This window comes from Paenibacillus sanfengchensis, from assembly GCF_036864765.1.
Taxonomy (GTDB): Bacteria; Bacillota; Bacilli; order Paenibacillales; family Paenibacillaceae; genus Fontibacillus; species Fontibacillus sanfengchensis.
In genome coordinates, this window is sequence record NZ_JBAGJC010000007.1 from 63736 (window position 1) to 81985 (window position 18250).

Here is an 18250-nt window from a genome sequence, read left to right on the forward strand (position 1 = left end):
GTGAAAGTTCAGCGGGAGCATGGAGTTTTGTTGACGCCGCAGAATCGCAAATTTTATAATTTAAATATGACGATACCCATGATATCCACCAAAATACAGATCCCCCCGGTTCGCCCGAACACCGTGGCCCGTCCGCGTCTAACAGAGCGATTAACCGCGGGCGTGCATCGCAGGCTTAGCGTGGTTTCCGCATCCGCCGGTTATGGGAAAACGACCCTGATCAGCGAATGGGCTCGCCGCTGCGGAAGGCCAATCGCCTGGTTGTCTCTGGATGAAGGAGATAACGATCCCGTACGCTTTTTCGCTTATCTTACGGCTGCCTTGAAATCGGCCGGGGCGAAGTTTGAATCAGCCGCGTTCGGTTTGCGGCAGTCCCCCCTGCCAATGCCCATCGAATCCTTAGTGGCACCCCTGCTTGAAGAAATCGCCTCCATTCCGCATCCCTTTATCCTCATTCTCGATGATTACCATGTCATCCGGGACGGAACGATCGACGGAGCAATAGCTTATCTGCTCGATTATATGCCGCCACAGATGCACCTCGTCATCGCGACCCGTGAAGAGCCGCGTCTGCCTTTAGCCAGATTGCGAGTCCGGGACCAGCTTATCGAACTTCAAACCGCCGAATTACGGTTTTCCCGCGAGGAAACCGCCGAATTTATGAACAATACGGCGGAATCCCATCTTTCGGCTGCCGATATCGGCGTGCTTGAATCCCGGACGGAAGGTTGGGTTGCCGCTCTCCAACTGGCTTCCTTATCCATGCGGGGGATGGAAGATCCCTCGGCCTTCATTCGTTCCTTTTCGGGCAGCCATGCTTACATCGTCGACTATCTTCTTGAGGAAGTGCTTCAGCGGTTAAGCGATGAGATCCAGACTTTCCTGCTGCGCACCTCCATTCTCGACCGGTTGTGCGGGCCTCTATGCGAAACGGTTCTCGGTTGCCGGGTTAGCGGGGGGAATGATGCCCCTGCCGTTTCCGCACAAGCCATGCTGGAACGCCTCGAAGCCGCCAACATTTTTATCGTGCCGCTGGATAACGAACGGCGATGGTACCGATACCATCAGCTTTTCGCGGATCTGCTGCAAAAGAAGCTGTGGGACGGCACCGCACGGAACGAGGAACACGGCAAGGACGGCGTGGCCGACCTGCATATCCGCGCCAGCGAATGGTACGAAGATCAGGGCATGGAGTTTCAAGCCTTCCAGCATGCCGTGGCTGCGGCGGACACCGGACGCGCCGCACGTCTCATGGAGGGAGAGGGGATGCCGCTGTTGTTCCGTGGAGCGGTAGCGCCTGTCTTGAATTGGCTCCGTTCGCTGCCCGGCGATGAATTGGATGCTAGGCCTTCGCTTTGGGTCATGTATGCTTCCGCACTGCTTATGACGGGACAAATGAACGAAGCGCGACAGAAATTGAAGGCTGGGGAACTCGCCTTGCCAAAAGCCGAAGAAGATGAAACGTCCCGGGATCTGATCGGACACATCGCTTCCATCCGCGCCACGCTGGCCGTGAGCGAGCATCAGGTGGAAACCATCCGGACCGAGTCGCTTCGCGCCCTGGAATTTTTGCATCCGGATAATTTACCGGTACGCACGTCCGCTATCTGGACGCTCGGGTATGCTTACCAGCTCCAGGGCGACCGCGCCGCGGCGGGCAGGGCATATGCCGAAGCGCTTTCGCTAAGTCAGGCGATTGGGCATACCACGATTGCCATGATGGCTTCGCTTGGTCTCGGCATGATGCAGGAGGGCGACAACCGGCTTCATGAAGCGAACGAGACGTATATGAACACGCTGAATTTGGCGGGCGAACCTCCACCGCCGGCGGCTTGCGAAGCACATTTGGGCTTGGCCCGCATAAGTTACGAATGGAATGACCTGGATTCCGCGATGCGGCATGTCGAGAAGAGCATCGGACTCGCCAAGCGGTTCGATCAATCGGACAGAACCGTGGCGGGTGAAGCTGTTCTCGCCAAAATCAAGCTCGCTCGGGGGGAAGCGGCGGAAGCGGCTTCGATCTTGGCGAAGGCGGAGCAAAGCGCCCGTGATCAAAATTTCGAAAAACAACTGCCGTCCATTACCGCCATGCAGGTGCGGATGCTGATTCGCCGGGGGAATTTGGCCCGGGCGGCTCATTTGGCGCGGAAGCACCGGCAGCAGTACAGCCTGGTCCGCGTGCTCCTCGCGCAGGGAGATGCTGCCGCCGCATTAAAGGAACTGGAGCCGCTGGAAAGGGAGGCCGAGGACAAGGGCTGGGAAGATCAACGGCTGAAGGCCAAAATTCTGAAGGCGGCTGCTCTTGGAGTGTATGGCGATCATCCCAGGGCTGTCGAACAACTTGCGGAAGCCTTAACGATGGCCGAGGCTGGCGGCAATATCCGGAGTTTTATCGATGAGGGCCCTCCGATGTACGAGTTATTCCGTCATGCGGCGGGAAGCCGCGGCATAGCGCATGACCTGGCCGGGTGGATCGTGGTTTTTGAGAATGAAGCTGCGGACGGCATAGTCCGTTCCCATATTCCTGCGCGAAAACCTGCCATGCCTCCGATCGAGCCGCTAAGCGAGCGGGAACTGGAGGTGCTGCGGCTGATCGCCCAAGGCCTGTCGAATCGGGAAATCAGCGACCGGCTGTTTATCGCACTCCCTACCGTGAAAGGGCATAACCGGATCATTTTTGACAAACTTCAGGTAAAACGGCGGACGGAGGCGGTCGCGCGCGCCCGCGAATGGGGACTTCTTTAACGATATCGTGCTTGATTCTCCCCCTTAAAACCATACTTTAGTATCTGCAATCCTCTACCGCAAAGGGCTATACTTTTTGAAAAATGGCCGATGGGGGAAAAATCGATGAAAGCGATGATTTGCACCAATTACGGATCACCGGATGTTCTTCAACTGACGGAGGTTCAGAAGCCGGTTCCCAAGGACCATGAAGTTCTGGTCAAGATTCACGCGACAACAGTGGCGTCCGGGGATTTAAGAGTTCGCAGCTTTAACAGTCCTTTGTTGTTCTGGATTCCGATGCGATTATTCTTAGGCCTGAGAAGGCCCAGAAAAGCGATTCTCGGCGTTGAACTGGCGGGGGAAGTTGAGCAGGTTGGAGCGGGGGTAACGCAATATAAGCAAGGGGATCGGGTTTTCGCCTTAACCGGAATGAGATTCGGGGCTTATGCCGAATACACTTGCCTGCCGGAAGACAGCGTAATGGCTCCAAAACCGGCCAATGCAACCTATGAGGAAGCGGCGGCCGTTCCAATGGGCGGAACGAATGCTTTGTATTTTTTAAGAAAAGGGAATGTCCGGAGCGGCCAAAAAGTCCTCATTTACGGAGCTTCCGGAGCGGTCGGCACGATGGCCGTTCAACTGGCAAAATTCTTCGGCGCGGAAGTGACCGGGGTGTGCAGCGCCGCCAATTTGGAGTTGGTCAAATCATTGGGCGCCGATAAGACGATCGATTATACGAAGGAAGACTTTACGAAGCACGGAGAGCTTTACGATCTTATTTTCGATGCCGTCGGAAAACTGAAAAAGTCGCATTCAAGCCGGGCCTTAAAGCCGAACGGCAAATACGTGACGGTGGACGGGCAGGGAATTTCCAAAGTCAGGCCGGAAGATTTGCACTTTCTGTCCGAACTCATGGAATCGGGAAAAATAAGAGCGGTGATCGACAGACGTTATCTGTTGGAACAAATTCCCGATGCTCACAGATATGCGGAAACCGGACGAAAAAAAGGAGCCGTCATCGTCCAGGTGGGGCAGGCCGGTGAAATTTAGCAGCGGGAGCGGGCGATCAAACATATAGCCCGACCCAAGGCTGCTGGACGCTATTCGCTAACACTGCGCCGGTATTCGCCCGGCGTTAAGCCCGTTATCTTCTTGAACACCGTACAAAAATGCGGATAGTTCGTAAACCCGACTTTCTCGGCGATTTCGTAGTTTTTAAAATCCGACCGCTGCAGGTAATCCCGCGCCTTCTGGATGCGCAGCATCGTCAGAAAGTCGAGGAAGTTTTCACCGGTTTGCAGTTTGAAGAGATGGCTCAGATAGCTCGGATTCATATGGACGTGTTCGGCTACCTTTTGCAGGGTCAGGTTTTCGCCGAGATGGTTATGGATGAAGGAAAGCGCCTTTTGAATATCCGGATGCTTGTTGGCCTGTCGGCCGGCGGCCGGCTTCTGCAGTTTGCCGAGCACGGCTTCGAGCTGGGCGTTCCAATGCTCCAGCGTGTCGCTGTATTCCAACTGCAGCCATTCCTGGCGGTTAAGCGGGAGCGCCATCCGTTCCAACAGCTCAATAATGTTCGCTTTCAGCTTGGTTGGCCGCGGACGTTTCTCCCGAACGAATGCCTGAAGCGACTGTAGTCCTTGAATGCGGCCCTCGATATTTTCCATGGACCATTGGGACAGTAATCTCTCCGTCAAGATCTCCCAATCGTAATCGGTATCGTGGCGCCATACCACGCGCTGATAGTCATGATGGAAATGCAGTGTGGCGCGGTTGTCATAGAATTGAATCTCCAGAGTTTGCAGTGCCTGCGAGATTCCCTGCTTGAGCATGGACAGTTCGGGAAAAACCGGACTGATGCCGCACAGCAGGGGGGTGTTCAAAAATTTACGGAACCACTGGTTTAGCGCATGATAGAGACCGTGAATTTGCGTTTCGGCTTCGGCTTTGCTCGCAGTAACCGGTTTCCGCACAAGGATGAACGCCTCGCCGTTGACATGGGGAAGGACGTCGCCCAGGACCTTCTCGCAGACGATTTCATAAATCGCTTGATTCATGGTAAACGAGATCAGCGAATGGTCGCTTTCCGGATACTGCGCAAAAATGGCCGACCGCTGCTGCAGGCGCACGCACAGCACGAAATACGGGGCCCGCTCGGGCCCGTCTCCGCTATTTCGGAGCAAATTGTCCGCTTCGCCCGAGTAGTTGAATACGCCGCGGCGGATTTGCTCCAGCATATGCCGGCGAATCTCCCAGATGTGCTCCTTCTGCAGCCGGTCACCAAGCAAAGCCCGCCGGTTTACATCCTTCTGTTTGATCACCGCATCTTTACAGCGCAGCAGCGTTTTTTCGATATCTTCGATATTCATCGGCGTCTTCAGCAGGTAATCCAGCGCGCCGGCCGACAACGCCTGTCGGGCGTACTGAAAATCTTTGTGTGCGGTCAGGATCGCAAAGCGAATGTCGGGGAAATCTCTCGACAGTTCGCCCATTAATTCGAAGCCGTCCATGACCGGCATCGTAATGTCGGTCACGACGAGATCGGGCTGATAGACGGCGCAGCGCTGGAGGGCCTGCTTTCCGTTCGCGGCGGTAGCCACGATTTCCATGCCAAGCGCATCCCAGCGAATATCGCTGCACAGGGCGTCCAGGACCATATATTCATCATCAACGAGCAGTACTCGCAGCATGTTCGTCTCCTCCCATCGGCAGGTTGGCGTCAGGAACGGCCGGAAGCGTGATCGTCACCGTCGTCCCTTCGCCTGCAATACTTTGGACATGGAGGCCGTACTCCGGACCGTAATGGAGCTGCAACCGTTCGTGGATATTTCTGATGCCCAAATGATAATAGGCTTTACGGCTCTCATTAGCGCCCGTCCGCAGCAGGGTGCCGAGCTTGCTCTCGGGGATGCCGACGCCGTCGTCGGATACTTCGAGTACCACGATCGCACCATTTTCCACGCGGCCGGTCAGCACGATCGTACCGCACCGGTCTTCCGCCAAAATGCCGTGAAAGATCGCGTTTTCGACCAGCGGCTGCAGCGTCAGCTTTGGAATCGTAAAGGCGTTGACGCTTTCATCCAACTCCACTTCCAGGGAAAACCGGCCGGGATAGCGCATGGACAGTAAATAAGCGTAATGCTCTACGCCTTGTGCCTCCTGGCGGATCGGGACAATTTCGTCGATTTTGTCCAGATGGAAATGCAGCATTTCCACCAGACTGGTAATCATGCGGTCCACATCGTCGGTTTCTCCCCGCCGCACGAGATAACTGATCGAATTCAAGGTGTTGTACAAAAAATGCGGCTGAATTTGTGCCTGCAGCACCTTCAGCTCGTATTGCTTTTTGCTCGTTTCGCTCTGAAGCAGTTCGTCCATCAGGCCTTTGATTTTCTGCACCATCAGGTTGAAATTGTGGACGAGAATGCCGATCTCCCCGCGGAAAGGCAGTGTAATGCGCGTCTGAAAGTCCCCCCGGCTGACCCTTTTCATTTGGCGAATCAGCATATAAATCGGGCGGGAGACGTAGCGGGACAAGTAATAGGAAATGACGAGGGACAGCATCACGCCGATCAGTCCGACCAGGAGCGTATAGAAGCGGATTTTGCCGATGCTGCTGTAAAGCTCCTTTTCGGGCAACACCGCCATAATCTGCCAACCCCAATTGTTGTTGCGCGCTCGCGATATGAACCATCCATTGCCGCCGGCGTCGCGGTAGTTCCATTCCTTCCGGTTCGCCTCCGCCAGGCGGACGAATAAACTTTCCTTGACGCGATATTCGTCATCAAAAGCATTATAGGCCACAAGCGGGTGATAAATGGAGATCGGCCGGAAGTCACGGCTCACGATCAGCAGGTCATCCGTTTGCGAGAAATCCCAGTGCCCGTAGCTGGACAAGATATTCTGCAGGTCAAGGTCAACCGCCAGCACGCTGTAGAACTTTCCGGCCGCATCGTAAATGCTCACACCGGCGGTGACGGTATGATCCGAAACGTCGGATACATACGGCTCCGACCAATACATCTGATCGCTCATCACCACCGCCTTATAGATGTCCGGGGCCATGCGGTGCCCTTTAATGTCCCATAAGTAGTCCGACGTACCGATGACCTTCAGGTCGGGACGGATCAAATACATATTTTTCAAATCCTGATTCCAGTACATAAGATAGCTCTCCATCAGCTTGATCGCCTCGTCGTCCGAAGCGGTCTGCAGCCGTTCGTCCCGGGACAATGCCAACAGGTTTCCTTGAAGCGTTTTCATGAACAAATTCAGATGGACCTCCGTGCGTTCCAGCAAATTCGCGACATAGCGGGTTTGCTGGGTCTTAAACGTATCCATCATGAAGTTTTGCGTTAAATACCAGATGATCACGATCAATCCGGCCATCCCGCAAAAACTGATCCAAAAAATTTTAATGCCGAGTCCCATCACTTTAACGTTAGCCATCAACAATGCTCCTTATATGGGAGTTGTTTTATTGTAACGCGAGTTTACTTGCGGCGAACCTTCGAATTTTTTGGATAAACGTTCGTATCTTTTGGAAATTAGGCGTCCACTTTGCACCACTATTATATCAAAATATAAGCAAGAAATTGACTTGAGGAGGTTTATGGATGGTCGCCAACCTAAAATGCCTGGGCATGCTGGCTCTCCTGCTGATAAGCACGGTGCTTGCATCCTGTACGGATCCCGCAAGGGAGGAGCCGCCGATCGTACTGGAGGTGGACCGATGGTATCCGTACAATGTGGAATTTCCCGATCCGCAAGAAGATTTGATTCTGCAAACGATTCGCCAGCGGTTGAATATCGATTTGCGGTTCAACTTCTCGACCGGAAGGTCGCAGGACTGGAGGACGAAGCTGTCCTCCCGGGTCGCTTCGGGCGATATGCCGGACATGATCTATTTTTTCAACATGATGGATTACCGGACCGCCCGCACGCAGGGGTACATCATGCCGCTTAACGAGGTGCTGAAGCCCGGTGATCTGCCGGAACATCTGGATTATATCACTGTAGATATGCTGAGATCGATCTCGGATGACGAGGGCTATTATCACGGAATCCCCAACCGGACCGGCCCCTCCGTGGAGGGCATGTTCATCCGCAGCGACTGGCTTGACGCGTTGTCGCTTGAAGCACCGCGAACCGTTCAGGAGTTTGCCGGGGTCGCCGAGGCATTCGCAAAAGGCGATCCGGACGGAAATGGCAAAGCGGACACCTACGGCTTTACCGCCGGGGGCTGCATGAGCTGTCAGGATTTTTGGGATCTAATCTCGGCCTTTACCGGCAATACGTCGCCGGATGAGTATTTGCTCGACGGGCAGCTGAAAGGGGGCTGGACCAGTCCCGCATACCGGGAATACCTGACTTTTATGAACGGATTGATGCAAAAAGGCGCCCTGGACGCGGACATGGCGACCAACGATTCCAATACAAAGCGGGAAAAGATCGTGCAGGGCCAGGTCGGCATTTTTCACTACACCGGCTACCCGTCCGAGCTGATGCAGCAGATGAAGACGCATAATCCGCAAGCGGAGATTGCCTACTTGCCGCCTTTGCAAGGGCCGGCGGGGACCGGCTCGCATTGGCCGATGATTCGTGTGCCCACGACCGTCGGCGTCACGGAAAAGGCGGGGAAGTCTCCGGAGAAGGTAAGGAAAATTATCGAGCTTATGAACTGGTATTACAGCGAAGAGGGACGGGATTTGATTCTTTACGGTAAAGAAGGTGTCAATCACATTCTTCAGGGCGGCCAGAAGCGGTTGCTCGAAGGCAAGCAGAATGAGTATCTGGAGGTCTACAGTTTAATCGGCCAGCGCAGCGTGTTTCTGGACGACGAAGACGTGATGCGGGCCATGTTCCCGGATCAGCGGCAGTTCGAGGTAGTGCGCAGTATGATTGATAACGGCGGCAAGCGGGGATCGGTCTATTCGATGGGGTACGCGCTGGAACGCGCCGATTTGATCGACGGGCTCAAGTCATTCCGCGAACAGATGGCGGCCCGATTCATATACGGCAATGTGCCGCTGGACGACCAAAGCTGGATGGACTACGTGGCAAAGCATGATCATGTGTATAACGGCGACACGGTTCGAGAAGCGATGATGAACGATTTACGGAAAGGCGGGTATTTGACGACCTACAAAAAATAGAAAGCGTTTACCAAAGAATTCGAAATCAAGTCCCTTCCTTTTGTACCTATAATGATTCGTAACTCAACACATCAATCAATCAACAACAGGGAAGGGGCTGGATAAGAATGAAACAGACCAAGATGATCATGTTGTTGGCGCTCGCGTTCATGCTGGCGTTGGCGGGATGCTCCGGCAACGGTTCGGGAGGAGGGAGCGCGAAATCGGAAGAGGGCGGATCCGCCAAAGACAATCCGGATGGAGCGGGGCAAGCCGAAAAAATCACCATTACCGTGCAGTACCCGCCGCCTGATCAGGAGGTGGACCGCAAGGCGATGGATGATAAAATCGCGCGGTTCCAGCAGAAATATCCGAACGTCGTCACTGAAAAGAGCGACTGGTTCTACAGCGACGGCGGGGCGGCCACCTTGGGGCTCAAGCTGGCGGCCGGAGAGGCCCCGTCCTATTTCAACACGTACGCGACCGAGGCGAAGATTCTCACCGATAAAGGATATGCCGCCGACATAACGCAATTGCTGAACGGCTACGACTTCAAGGATCAGATCAATCAGAAACTGCTCGATATCTTCAACATAGACGGAAAGTACTATGCGATCCCGCAAGGCGGCTATGTGATGAGCGTCGGCATTAACGCCAAACTGTTCCGCGACAAGGGGGCCGAGCTTCCGGCCTACGATTGGACGTGGGAGGAACTGATCGAGGCGGCCAAGTCCGTCAATGATCCGGGCAAAGGGATCGCCGGCTTCGCGGTAGCCGGGCAAAGCAACGCGGCCGGCTGGAATTTGACGAACTTCATGTATCAGGCGGGCGATTTCGTCGAGGAAGTCAAGGACGGCCAGGTGACGGCAACGTTTAATTCCGAAGCGGGGTTGAAGGTGCTTGAACTGTACCGCGACTTGAGATGGAAGCACAATGTGCTGCCGGGCGACTGGAATCTGGCCAATCCGGATTTATCGAACTTGTATAAGCAGGGCCGCCTCGGCATCATTTTCCACTCCGGATCACTCAACACGGGCATTAACGACGGCGATTTTGCGCCGGAGGACGCCAAAATTTATCCGCTGCCCGGCATGGCGAAAGGCTCGCCGAACTATGCCATTACCGGGGGGAATTTCTTTGTGATTAACCCGCAGCAATCGCCGGAGCAGCAGGAGATGGCATTCAAGTTCATCACCTTCGATTACTTCCAGGACAGCGGCATCGAAACCGAGGAATTGAAAATTCAGGAACGCCAGAATAACAAGCAGATGCATATTCCGGAACTGATGCCATACTACAATCCGGATTCCGAGTATGCGCAGCGGATGAATGAAATGTACGCCAAATACCCCGGCGTTGTCTACGAATACGATCCCGAGTTCCTGAAGCTCTACAGTTCGAACGCAATGCCGGAGCCCCCTTTTCACGCGCAAGAATACTATGCGATCATGACCAAAATCATCCAGGAGATTTTCAGCAATAAAGATGCCGATCTGCGGGAGCTTCTGAAGGAAGGCGCGGACAAGATGCAAGCCGACTATCTGAACAAGGTTGAACTGTAGGCGGCCTGCCAGCGGGCTTGCGTGGAGTTCGCGAGAGGGCCAATAGAGCCAAAACGAGGCCTATCCTTACCTCGCAGCTGGGCGGTTCGGATAGGCTTCCCAATATGACGGAAGCGGGATGGTGGAGCATGAAGACGCAACTGGCCGCGCACAAACCGGCGAGCGGAAGCAGGTTAGTCAAGCATTCGCGGCTTTATTTTTGGGGTTTGGTATTTTTGATTCCGGAAATTGTGATATTTTGTGTTTTTTTATGGAAACCGATCATCATGGGCGTTTATTACAGTCTGCATGACATTAATTTTATCCGCGGCAATACGTTTGTCGGCCTGCAAAACTACCGGGATATTTTCCAGGATGATGCGTTTTTTAAAGCGATCGGCAATACGCTCTGGTTCGTGTTCCTGGGTTTGGTCATGGGCTATTGGGTGCCCGCGGTTGCGGCAACCGCCATCTCGGAACTGCGGAAATTCAAGGCGACCGCGAGGCTCGTCGTTTACCTGCCGAACATCGTTCCGGCCGTCGCCTTATACGGAATGTGGCGATGGCTTTACGAGCCGATCGGTCCGATTAATGATTTCTTGTCGGTTTTTCAGCTGCCGCCGGTAGAGTGGCTGACGGACAAATCGGTGGCGATGTTCTCCATCGTACTCATGAACACCTGGCATTATTTCGGCTCTACGGCGCTAATCTACCTGGCGGCGGTCATGAATATCCCCAAGGATTTATACGAGGCGGCCGAGATGGACGGAGCGGGCATTTGGCAGAGAATCAAGCATATTACACTCCCGTCGGTCCGCCACATTTTTCTGCTGATGCTGATCATGCAGCTGATCGCCAACAGTCAATCCTACGAACCGCAGCTGGCGATGACGGGCGGGGGACCGAATGAAGCGACCACCACGTATATGCTGCTGGTCGTTGACGGCGCCTTCAAGCAATTCGCCTTCGGCAAGGCATCGGCGATGGGCGTGCTGCTGTTCGTCACGCTGACGCTGTTGTCGATCTTGTTGTATGCGTTGCAGAGAAAAGGAGGAGACGAATAATGAAGGGTGATTCGCATCAGGAGCGGGGGATTATCTCCTTCCACGACATGCAGCGGATAAGGGTGAAATTCGGTTACGGGGTGATGGTCGTTATGCTGGTGGCGGTAGCGTGGACGATGATCTATCCGTTCCTCGTCACGATCTTTAACGCCTTCAAAACGAAAACCGACATCTATACCTTCCCGCCAACGCTGCTGCCGAAAGAATGGGTGTGGACGAATTTCGGCGACATGCTGAAGTATGTGGATCTGGGCCGCCATATGGCAAATACGTTTCTGATTTTTGCGGGCAATATGCTGTTTGCCATTCTTTTCATCGGCCTGGCCGCATTCAGCCTGTCGCATCTAAAGATCCCGTTCCGCAAAGCCTTTACGTTATTTTTTATGTGTACACTGATGATTCCTTCGGCGACGTACATGATTCCGAACTACTTAAACCTGCAAAGCCTCGGCCTGCTAGACTCCTACTGGGCGTTTTGGCTTCCGGCGGGGGCCAACGCTTTCTGGATTCTGCTGCTCAAGAGCTTTTTCGACGGCATCCATAAAGAATTGTTCGAAGCGGCCCGCATGGACGGAGCATCGGAGATCCGCTGTTTTCTGCAAATCGCTTTCCCGTTATCGCTGCCGATCATTGCCACGATCCTCATCTTCGGCTTCACGCAAACGTGGAACGAGTGGTACTGGGCGGGCGTAGTCATCACAAGTCCGGAGAAATACCCGATCGCCTCCGTCATTTATAAATATGTGCTTTCGGGCGAAACCAACAATATCCAGGAAAATGTAAAGTTTGCGATCCTAACCATCGTCATGGTGCCCCCGCTCATTATTTTTGCCTTCTTACAAAAATACATTATCCGAGGCGTGAATTTGTCTTCTGTAAAAGGATGAACTATTCCAGAGTAAAGGAGAATCGGGAAATGACGGACAGAGCCCTGAAGCGTGCAATTTCCCTGGTCATGATCGTGATTTTATGGTGCACCTCCTTGCCGCTGTCGGTATCCGCGGAGGAATCGGCCATCCGGATCATCCACGAACCGCTTACGGCCGTTCAGGCAAGCGAAGGCGCGCGGGTTACCGCAACGATTCTCTCCTCCTTGCCGGTCACGGCTTCACTGCATTACCGATATGGTCACGGAGAGGACGGCGGGGAGTTTGTCAGCGTTCCTATGGCAGGGAACGAGAGCCAGCTGTTTACGGCAGCGGTCCCGCCGACTTCCTCCGCCGAACATCAAACGCTTCATTATTACATTGAGGCGGTGGATACGGCAGGAAACCGGCAAGCGACCGGTTATCACGATACTTTTACGGATCAAGATTTCACGAATGAGCATTGGACCCAAACCCCCGAACAGTGGTCGGTCGTCGGCGATGAGGAGTACCCCGTTATGAAAGCGGTTGCTCCGAATACGCGGAACTTTCTGACCGGGATCGACACCGGCGGATGGCGCGACTATGACGTGGAATTTATGGCGAAGTATTCCTCACGGACAGACGGACGCGGCGAGTTCTTCTTTCGCTCGAACGAAGAAGGGGACTTCTATTCCATCGAAGCGCTGTTTTCCCAAAGCTCGGAAACCGTTACGCTGAAATTGCACTATTGGGACAATACCGTGTACCAGCGAAACCTGACCGCCAACCGAACGGCCTTCTACGATCCGGCGGAGTGGAATCATTACCGCATTCAAGTGCGGGGCGATACGTTTACACTGTTCATTAACGGAGAGCCGGCCATCTCCGCCACCGATCCCGCCAACCGTTATCCGGCCGGAGGAATCGGGTTCCGTTCCCAGGGCGTGAATATGATGGTTGCCGATGTTGCGGTCACGCACCCGGTCAAGGTAAGCGGCCTTGAGCAGCTGGCGATTTCGCATACGCCGGCCGGTGAGGCCCAGTACAACGCGGATGTGCCGGTCGTTTTTCAAGTAGCGGATACAACCGCTCCGGTCACGGCGGCCGTTTATTACCGCTACGGGAACAATTCTGCCGAGCAAAGCCTCTCCGCAAGACAGGAGACGGAGAAGACGTTTACGATGCTTGTGCCGGGATCGAACCGTTCCGAGGCGGTGTCTTACTTTATTACGGCCCAGGATGACGAGGGACGAACGGCAAGATTTCCGGCATCAGGGGTGGTGACCGTCCCGATCGGAAAACTTGAGCCGTACGCCAGCGATTTTGAAAACATACAGGTTGGCGCGGTGCCGGAAGGCTGGAACGTCAGAGGCGACGCGAAGGTTGCGCAGCTTGCTACCGGAGAGAAGGTGCTGCGCCTGAACGGCAGGGTGGGACAAATTTTCCCGACGGCGACGTTATCGGCACCCATGTATCAAAACATCGACAACTTTATCATCAAGTTTCGCGCCAAGTACGAACGAACCAGCAACCAGGATTACAATGTATGGCGACTGCGCTACCGCATGGACGATGATAACAACAACTATGCCATGGAGTGGGGTACGCATAATTGGCGGTACTTCCTTATGAGAAAAACCGAGCTGGGGGGAAATTATTACCTCGGCACGTATAACGAGTCTCTGGAAAACCGCTGGGTGGACTATGAACTCCGCGTATCGGGCATTACGCACGAACTCTATATCAACGGAGCGAAAGTGATTTCCGTGGACGACTTCGATCAACTCCGGATGGAGAAGGGAAGGATTCAATTCGGTACCGTCTACGGCATCGACTTGATGATCGATGCGGTTGAAGTCTTGCCGTTGAAACCGTCGCATATTTATAACGTAGAGCCGGCGGGAAATTTTACGGGCATTTACGGACCCGATGAACAAGCGGGCATCCACTTGCATTTGGCCGGAGGATCGGAAGCGCATACGTATAAGGTGGGATATACGGTGTACCGGGCGGACGGAGATCGGGCGCTGGTCACTTCCGGAGAAAAGGAATATGCGTTGGACGCGTACGGATTGGCGGATGAAGCGATATATTTCGACTTGCCGTCCCATTTGATCGGTACTTACGATGTCCAGGTGAATCTTGCGATCGACGGCGTACCGATGGAGCAAACGACCAAGCGGCTGAGGATGGCGATCATGCGCGAGATCCCGGAAAAAGGTGAACCCGATCTCGATATGGCATCGAAATTCGGGTTTAACACGCATTATGACTTGAATTGGCGTGACGATCTCATGGATGCGGTGCGCAAGACGGGGGCAAAGCATCACCGGAGCGGGCTGAATCTGTCCGAAATTTTTACCGGACGTTATGATTCCTCGGGCAATCCGGTTTTTGACTACAGCAAGGTTGACGCTTATTTGTCCAAAATCAACAGCTTCGGATTGAACCATATTCCCGTGTTCGGTTTTATTCAAGATACGAAGAAGGCGGCTTCTTACGAAGGATTGCGGTTGGTTGAGGATTTCATCTATGAAAGCGTCGACAGATATCAAGGAAAGATCCGAAACTATGAGACGCCCAATGAACCGGAGTTATTTACGAAACCTTATATTCCGTATGAAGTGGTCCAACAGTGGAAACGGGCTTATGTCGCGGCAAAAGCCGCCGATTTGGATTCGGTGATCATTGCGGGCGACCATACGTCAAGCGTAAGAAGTGTGCTTCCGGAGGAACTGAGCTTGGGCGCTTACAATTATGCCGATGCATTTTCGTGGCATCCCTACGTATACAACGCGATGCCGGACGGAGCCATCGAAGCGTTTGTCAATGATATCGGGGCCATGATCGACGAATACGGAGGGTGGAAGGATTATTACCTGACCGAAGGAGGATGGCCGACCGCGAAAGGCGGTTATCCGAACGTCTCGGAGGAAGTTCAGCGGGATTACATCGTCCGCGCTTTTTTGATCTACCTGACCCGGCCCGAGGTGCGCGCTTGGGAATATTACAACTTTAAGAACGACGGTACCGATGAAAATTATTACGAAGTGTTTTGGGGCATTACGGATGTGAACGGACGTCCGAAGCTGGCCTATCCGGCCGTGGGCAACATGATGACGACGCTGGACCAAGCCGAATACGTCGGCCGCATCGACACGGGAGACAACCGGGAGCGGGCGTATGTGTTTCTGAAGGACGGCGAGCCGATCGTGGTTGCTTGGCGCTCCGTCGACCATAAGGATAATCCCGCGGAAGTTCCGCCAACTTCGGTAATCCGGCTGGAATCCGATCGGGACAGCGTTACGGTACGGGACATCAACGGGGTTGAACGGATCGAGCATGTCAACGGAGACAGCCTGGACATCACGGTTTCCAGTTCCCCGGTTTACGTGATGAATCCGGGGGAAGAGGTGCTTCTCCAGGCCGCGGCGCAGGCGGTTGAAGATAGCCATCTGGCGGTGTCGGCGGATATCGCGAAACTGGAAACGCCGGATAATGCATCGGTCGTTGACGGCTTGATGCAGCAGCTGGAGACGATCAAGTCCGGCTTGTCGGCGGCATTTACCTCGGCGGATCCCTCCGTGAGAGCAAATCAGACGGAGCAAGGAATTCGCGATATCTATGGTCTGATGAGCGGCATGGCCGACGAGGTTCAAGCCGGCCGGTTGGACCGGACCAAGACGTTTGCGGCTTTGGAATCTCTTTATTATTATGCCGAGTCGGTTTCGAAGGCGTTGATTTATTTGAAGGCGTCGTCGGGAGCGGGGGGCGGCACGCCAGCTTACGAGGAAAGACTGGAAAACGCAAACCAAGCTTATACGGCGGCCAAAGGGGAGGACAATCTGCTGCCGGTTTCCACCGCGGCACTGATGCGCGCGAACCGGTACGGGCGATTGGCGGAAGAACACGCTTCGCGCGGGAATGCGGCCGAAAGCGATGTGTACGGACTGCTTGCCCACGAATTTGCGGGTACGGTCCAACAGATTATCGCCGCCGATAAGCCCGTCTACGTCGGGGTGTGGCTGAACGTAACGCCCATCCAAATGACGGGCGAAGCCGGCAGTCCGAGCGCGATTACGGGCACGGTAGCCAACGATACGGCACAGGAGCAGCAAGTGAAGGTCCGTTTCCAAGTTCCGGAAGGCTGGGACGCCATCCCCGAGCTGACGGCGGACATCGGTCCTCATGAAGTTTTCGAATTCGATTTTCCTCTTTCGGTACCGTTTGGCGCCGCAGCCGGCGCGTACGAGCCGATGGTCATCGTTGAAAGAGCGGGCGAACCGGTCGACGCGGCCAAGCTTGATTTCCGGGTCGAAGATACGGTCCAGGCCGAGATTTTGCCCGTGAGCGAAGATGTTCGCGATCTGGAGAGCATTACCGTTCAAATCAAAGGCACATCGAATTCCCCGAAAAGCGGCAAAGTCAAAGTGCTTGCCCCGGACGGAAAAGAGCTACGGCCGCTGTCCGGCGATACGTTCGAGAATTTGGCCAAGAACCAATCGGTGACGATGCAATTTGAGTGGAACTACAGGACAAAGTCCGATTATCACGAATACATCAACGAGCTGATCATTACCGAACCGGACGGCCAGCGTATTCTCTTGCGCGAGCAGGTACCGCTCGACTTTCTGCTTGTGCGGTTCAGCCCGCAGCCCCCTGTCATCGATGGGAACCTTGACGATTGGAAGACCGCCTACCCGGTGCACCTGCGCGGGGCGAAGCGGAATCAGAACGGGCGGTACGATCCGGCAAATCTGGACGCGAAGGCCTTTGGGATGTGGGATGACGGCAATTTGTACCTCGCGGTGGAGGTCAAGGACAACATTCACAAAAGTTCGGAAGACGCTCCTAATCTATGGAAAAACGATTCCCTGCAGGTCGCCTTTGATCCGCTGCGGGACAGTACGGCTTCCTATAACAACGACGATATGGAGTGGGGATTTGCGCGCCATGACGATGGACGCCACCTGGCGAATATTTTCTTCTCCCGTTCGCCGAATCCGAACGGAAATGTCAGTGACGGGCTTCCGTACCGCATAACCCGCGATGAAGCGGCGAAAACGACCTATTACGAAACGGCGCTGCCGGCCAGTATGATCCATCACCTTGCTTTGGCCGAGGGCACTGAGATCGGTTATAATCTTGCGGTGAACGATGCCGACTATCAGATGGGCCGGGACAATTTCATCCAATGGACGAAGGGGTTGGCGGACGGCAAAAATCCCGGCGCTTATGACGCCTTCACGCTGGTGAAACCTGAGGACGGCCATGAGACGCCGGAGGGAGAAGCGAAAATCAAGCTGAAAGCGGACAAAAGCATTGTGGAAGTCGGCGAGGAGGCGGTGTTGACCGTCTCGGTCGAGGAGGCGAGCGACCTGTACGGCATGGAGCTGGAAATCGATTATGATTCGACCTTGTTCGAGTTCAAGTCGATGGAATTGTTGGAGCCTTTCCGGGAAGGCGGCGATAACGGCGATGGCTTCCTGATGCATTCCGATCTCGGAGGCAAGCTGCGCATTGCCGCCAGCCGGTTGGGCGGGGTGCGGGGAATCGATGGCGATGCGGACTTGCTGCGGATTGTGTTTGCGGCGCGGCAGCAGGATGGCCGCACGACCCTGGCCACGGATCAGGTTACCGTCTCCAACAGTATGGCTGGTGTTTCAACCGGTTCCGACGACGCCTATCCGCTTTCGGTGGCGGATTCCTTTGCCATTACGGGATCCGAGCCGCGTTCCAGTGCGCTTGTGGCGATCGCCAAAGCGTTCGGCGCCAGGGATGGTGAGGCAAACTATGCTCCGAATCTGGATATGAACAAGGATGGAGGCGTCGATATTATCGACCTCGCCTATGTCGCTATCCGTATTCTCCAGGCGAAGAAGTTTGCTGCCTTTCCGACGGAAGCCGCCCTTTAAAAGGATGATGAGGAGGAGAAG

Annotated in this window: 9 protein-coding genes; 7 read left to right on the top strand and 2 right to left on the bottom strand. The window is 54.5% G+C overall.

Annotation, left to right across the window (positions count from 1 at the left end):
- On the top strand, positions 1–2745 hold the full coding sequence (locus tag V4U84_RS16140; RefSeq protein ID WP_334077534.1) for a winged helix-turn-helix domain-containing protein: 2745 nt from the start codon (positions 1–3) through the stop codon (positions 2743–2745).
- Between the two features lie 105 nt (positions 2746–2850).
- Positions 2851–3777 carry an NAD(P)-dependent alcohol dehydrogenase gene (locus V4U84_RS16145; protein WP_334074426.1) on the top strand — a complete coding sequence of 309 codons (927 nt, stop codon included), beginning with the start codon at positions 2851–2853 and terminating at the stop codon, positions 3775–3777.
- 50 nt (positions 3778–3827) lie between these two features.
- On the opposite strand, the gene V4U84_RS16150 is transcribed toward V4U84_RS16145, so the two are convergent.
- Positions 3828–5417, bottom strand: coding sequence for a response regulator (locus V4U84_RS16150; protein ID WP_334074427.1), 1590 nt, complete (start codon positions 5415–5417; stop codon positions 3828–3830).
- Positions 5395–7176 carry a sensor histidine kinase gene (locus V4U84_RS16155; protein ID WP_334077535.1) on the bottom strand — a complete coding sequence of 594 codons (1782 nt, stop codon included), beginning with the start codon at positions 7174–7176 and terminating at the stop codon, positions 5395–5397. The genes V4U84_RS16150 and V4U84_RS16155 overlap by 23 nt, the downstream gene beginning before the upstream one ends.
- Positions 7177–7343: 167 nt before the next feature.
- Here V4U84_RS16155 and V4U84_RS16160 point away from each other — a divergent pair, with 167 nt between their 5' ends.
- The 5 genes from V4U84_RS16160 (at position 7344) to V4U84_RS16180 (ending at position 18229) form a co-directional block, all read left to right on the top strand.
- Positions 7344–8882, top strand: coding sequence for an extracellular solute-binding protein (locus V4U84_RS16160; RefSeq protein WP_334077536.1), 1539 nt, complete (start codon positions 7344–7346; stop codon positions 8880–8882).
- Positions 8883–8989: 107 nt separating this feature from the next.
- The gene (locus V4U84_RS16165) at positions 8990–10423 is read left to right on the top strand and encodes an ABC transporter substrate-binding protein (RefSeq protein ID WP_334077537.1); all 1434 of its coding nucleotides are present in this window, start codon (positions 8990–8992) and stop codon (positions 10421–10423) included.
- A gap of 128 nt (positions 10424–10551) precedes the next feature.
- On the top strand, positions 10552–11466 hold the full coding sequence (locus V4U84_RS16170; RefSeq protein ID WP_334077538.1) for a carbohydrate ABC transporter permease: 915 nt from the start codon (positions 10552–10554) through the stop codon (positions 11464–11466).
- On the top strand, positions 11466–12353 hold the full coding sequence (locus V4U84_RS16175; RefSeq protein ID WP_334077539.1) for a carbohydrate ABC transporter permease: 888 nt from the start codon (positions 11466–11468) through the stop codon (positions 12351–12353). Before V4U84_RS16170 ends, V4U84_RS16175 begins: the two co-directional genes overlap by 1 nt.
- Positions 12354–12382: 29 nt before the next feature.
- A complete protein-coding gene (locus tag V4U84_RS16180; protein WP_334077540.1) occupies positions 12383–18229 on the top strand; it encodes a sugar-binding protein in 5847 nt (1948 codons plus the stop codon).
- Positions 18230–18250: the final 21 nt, after the last annotated feature.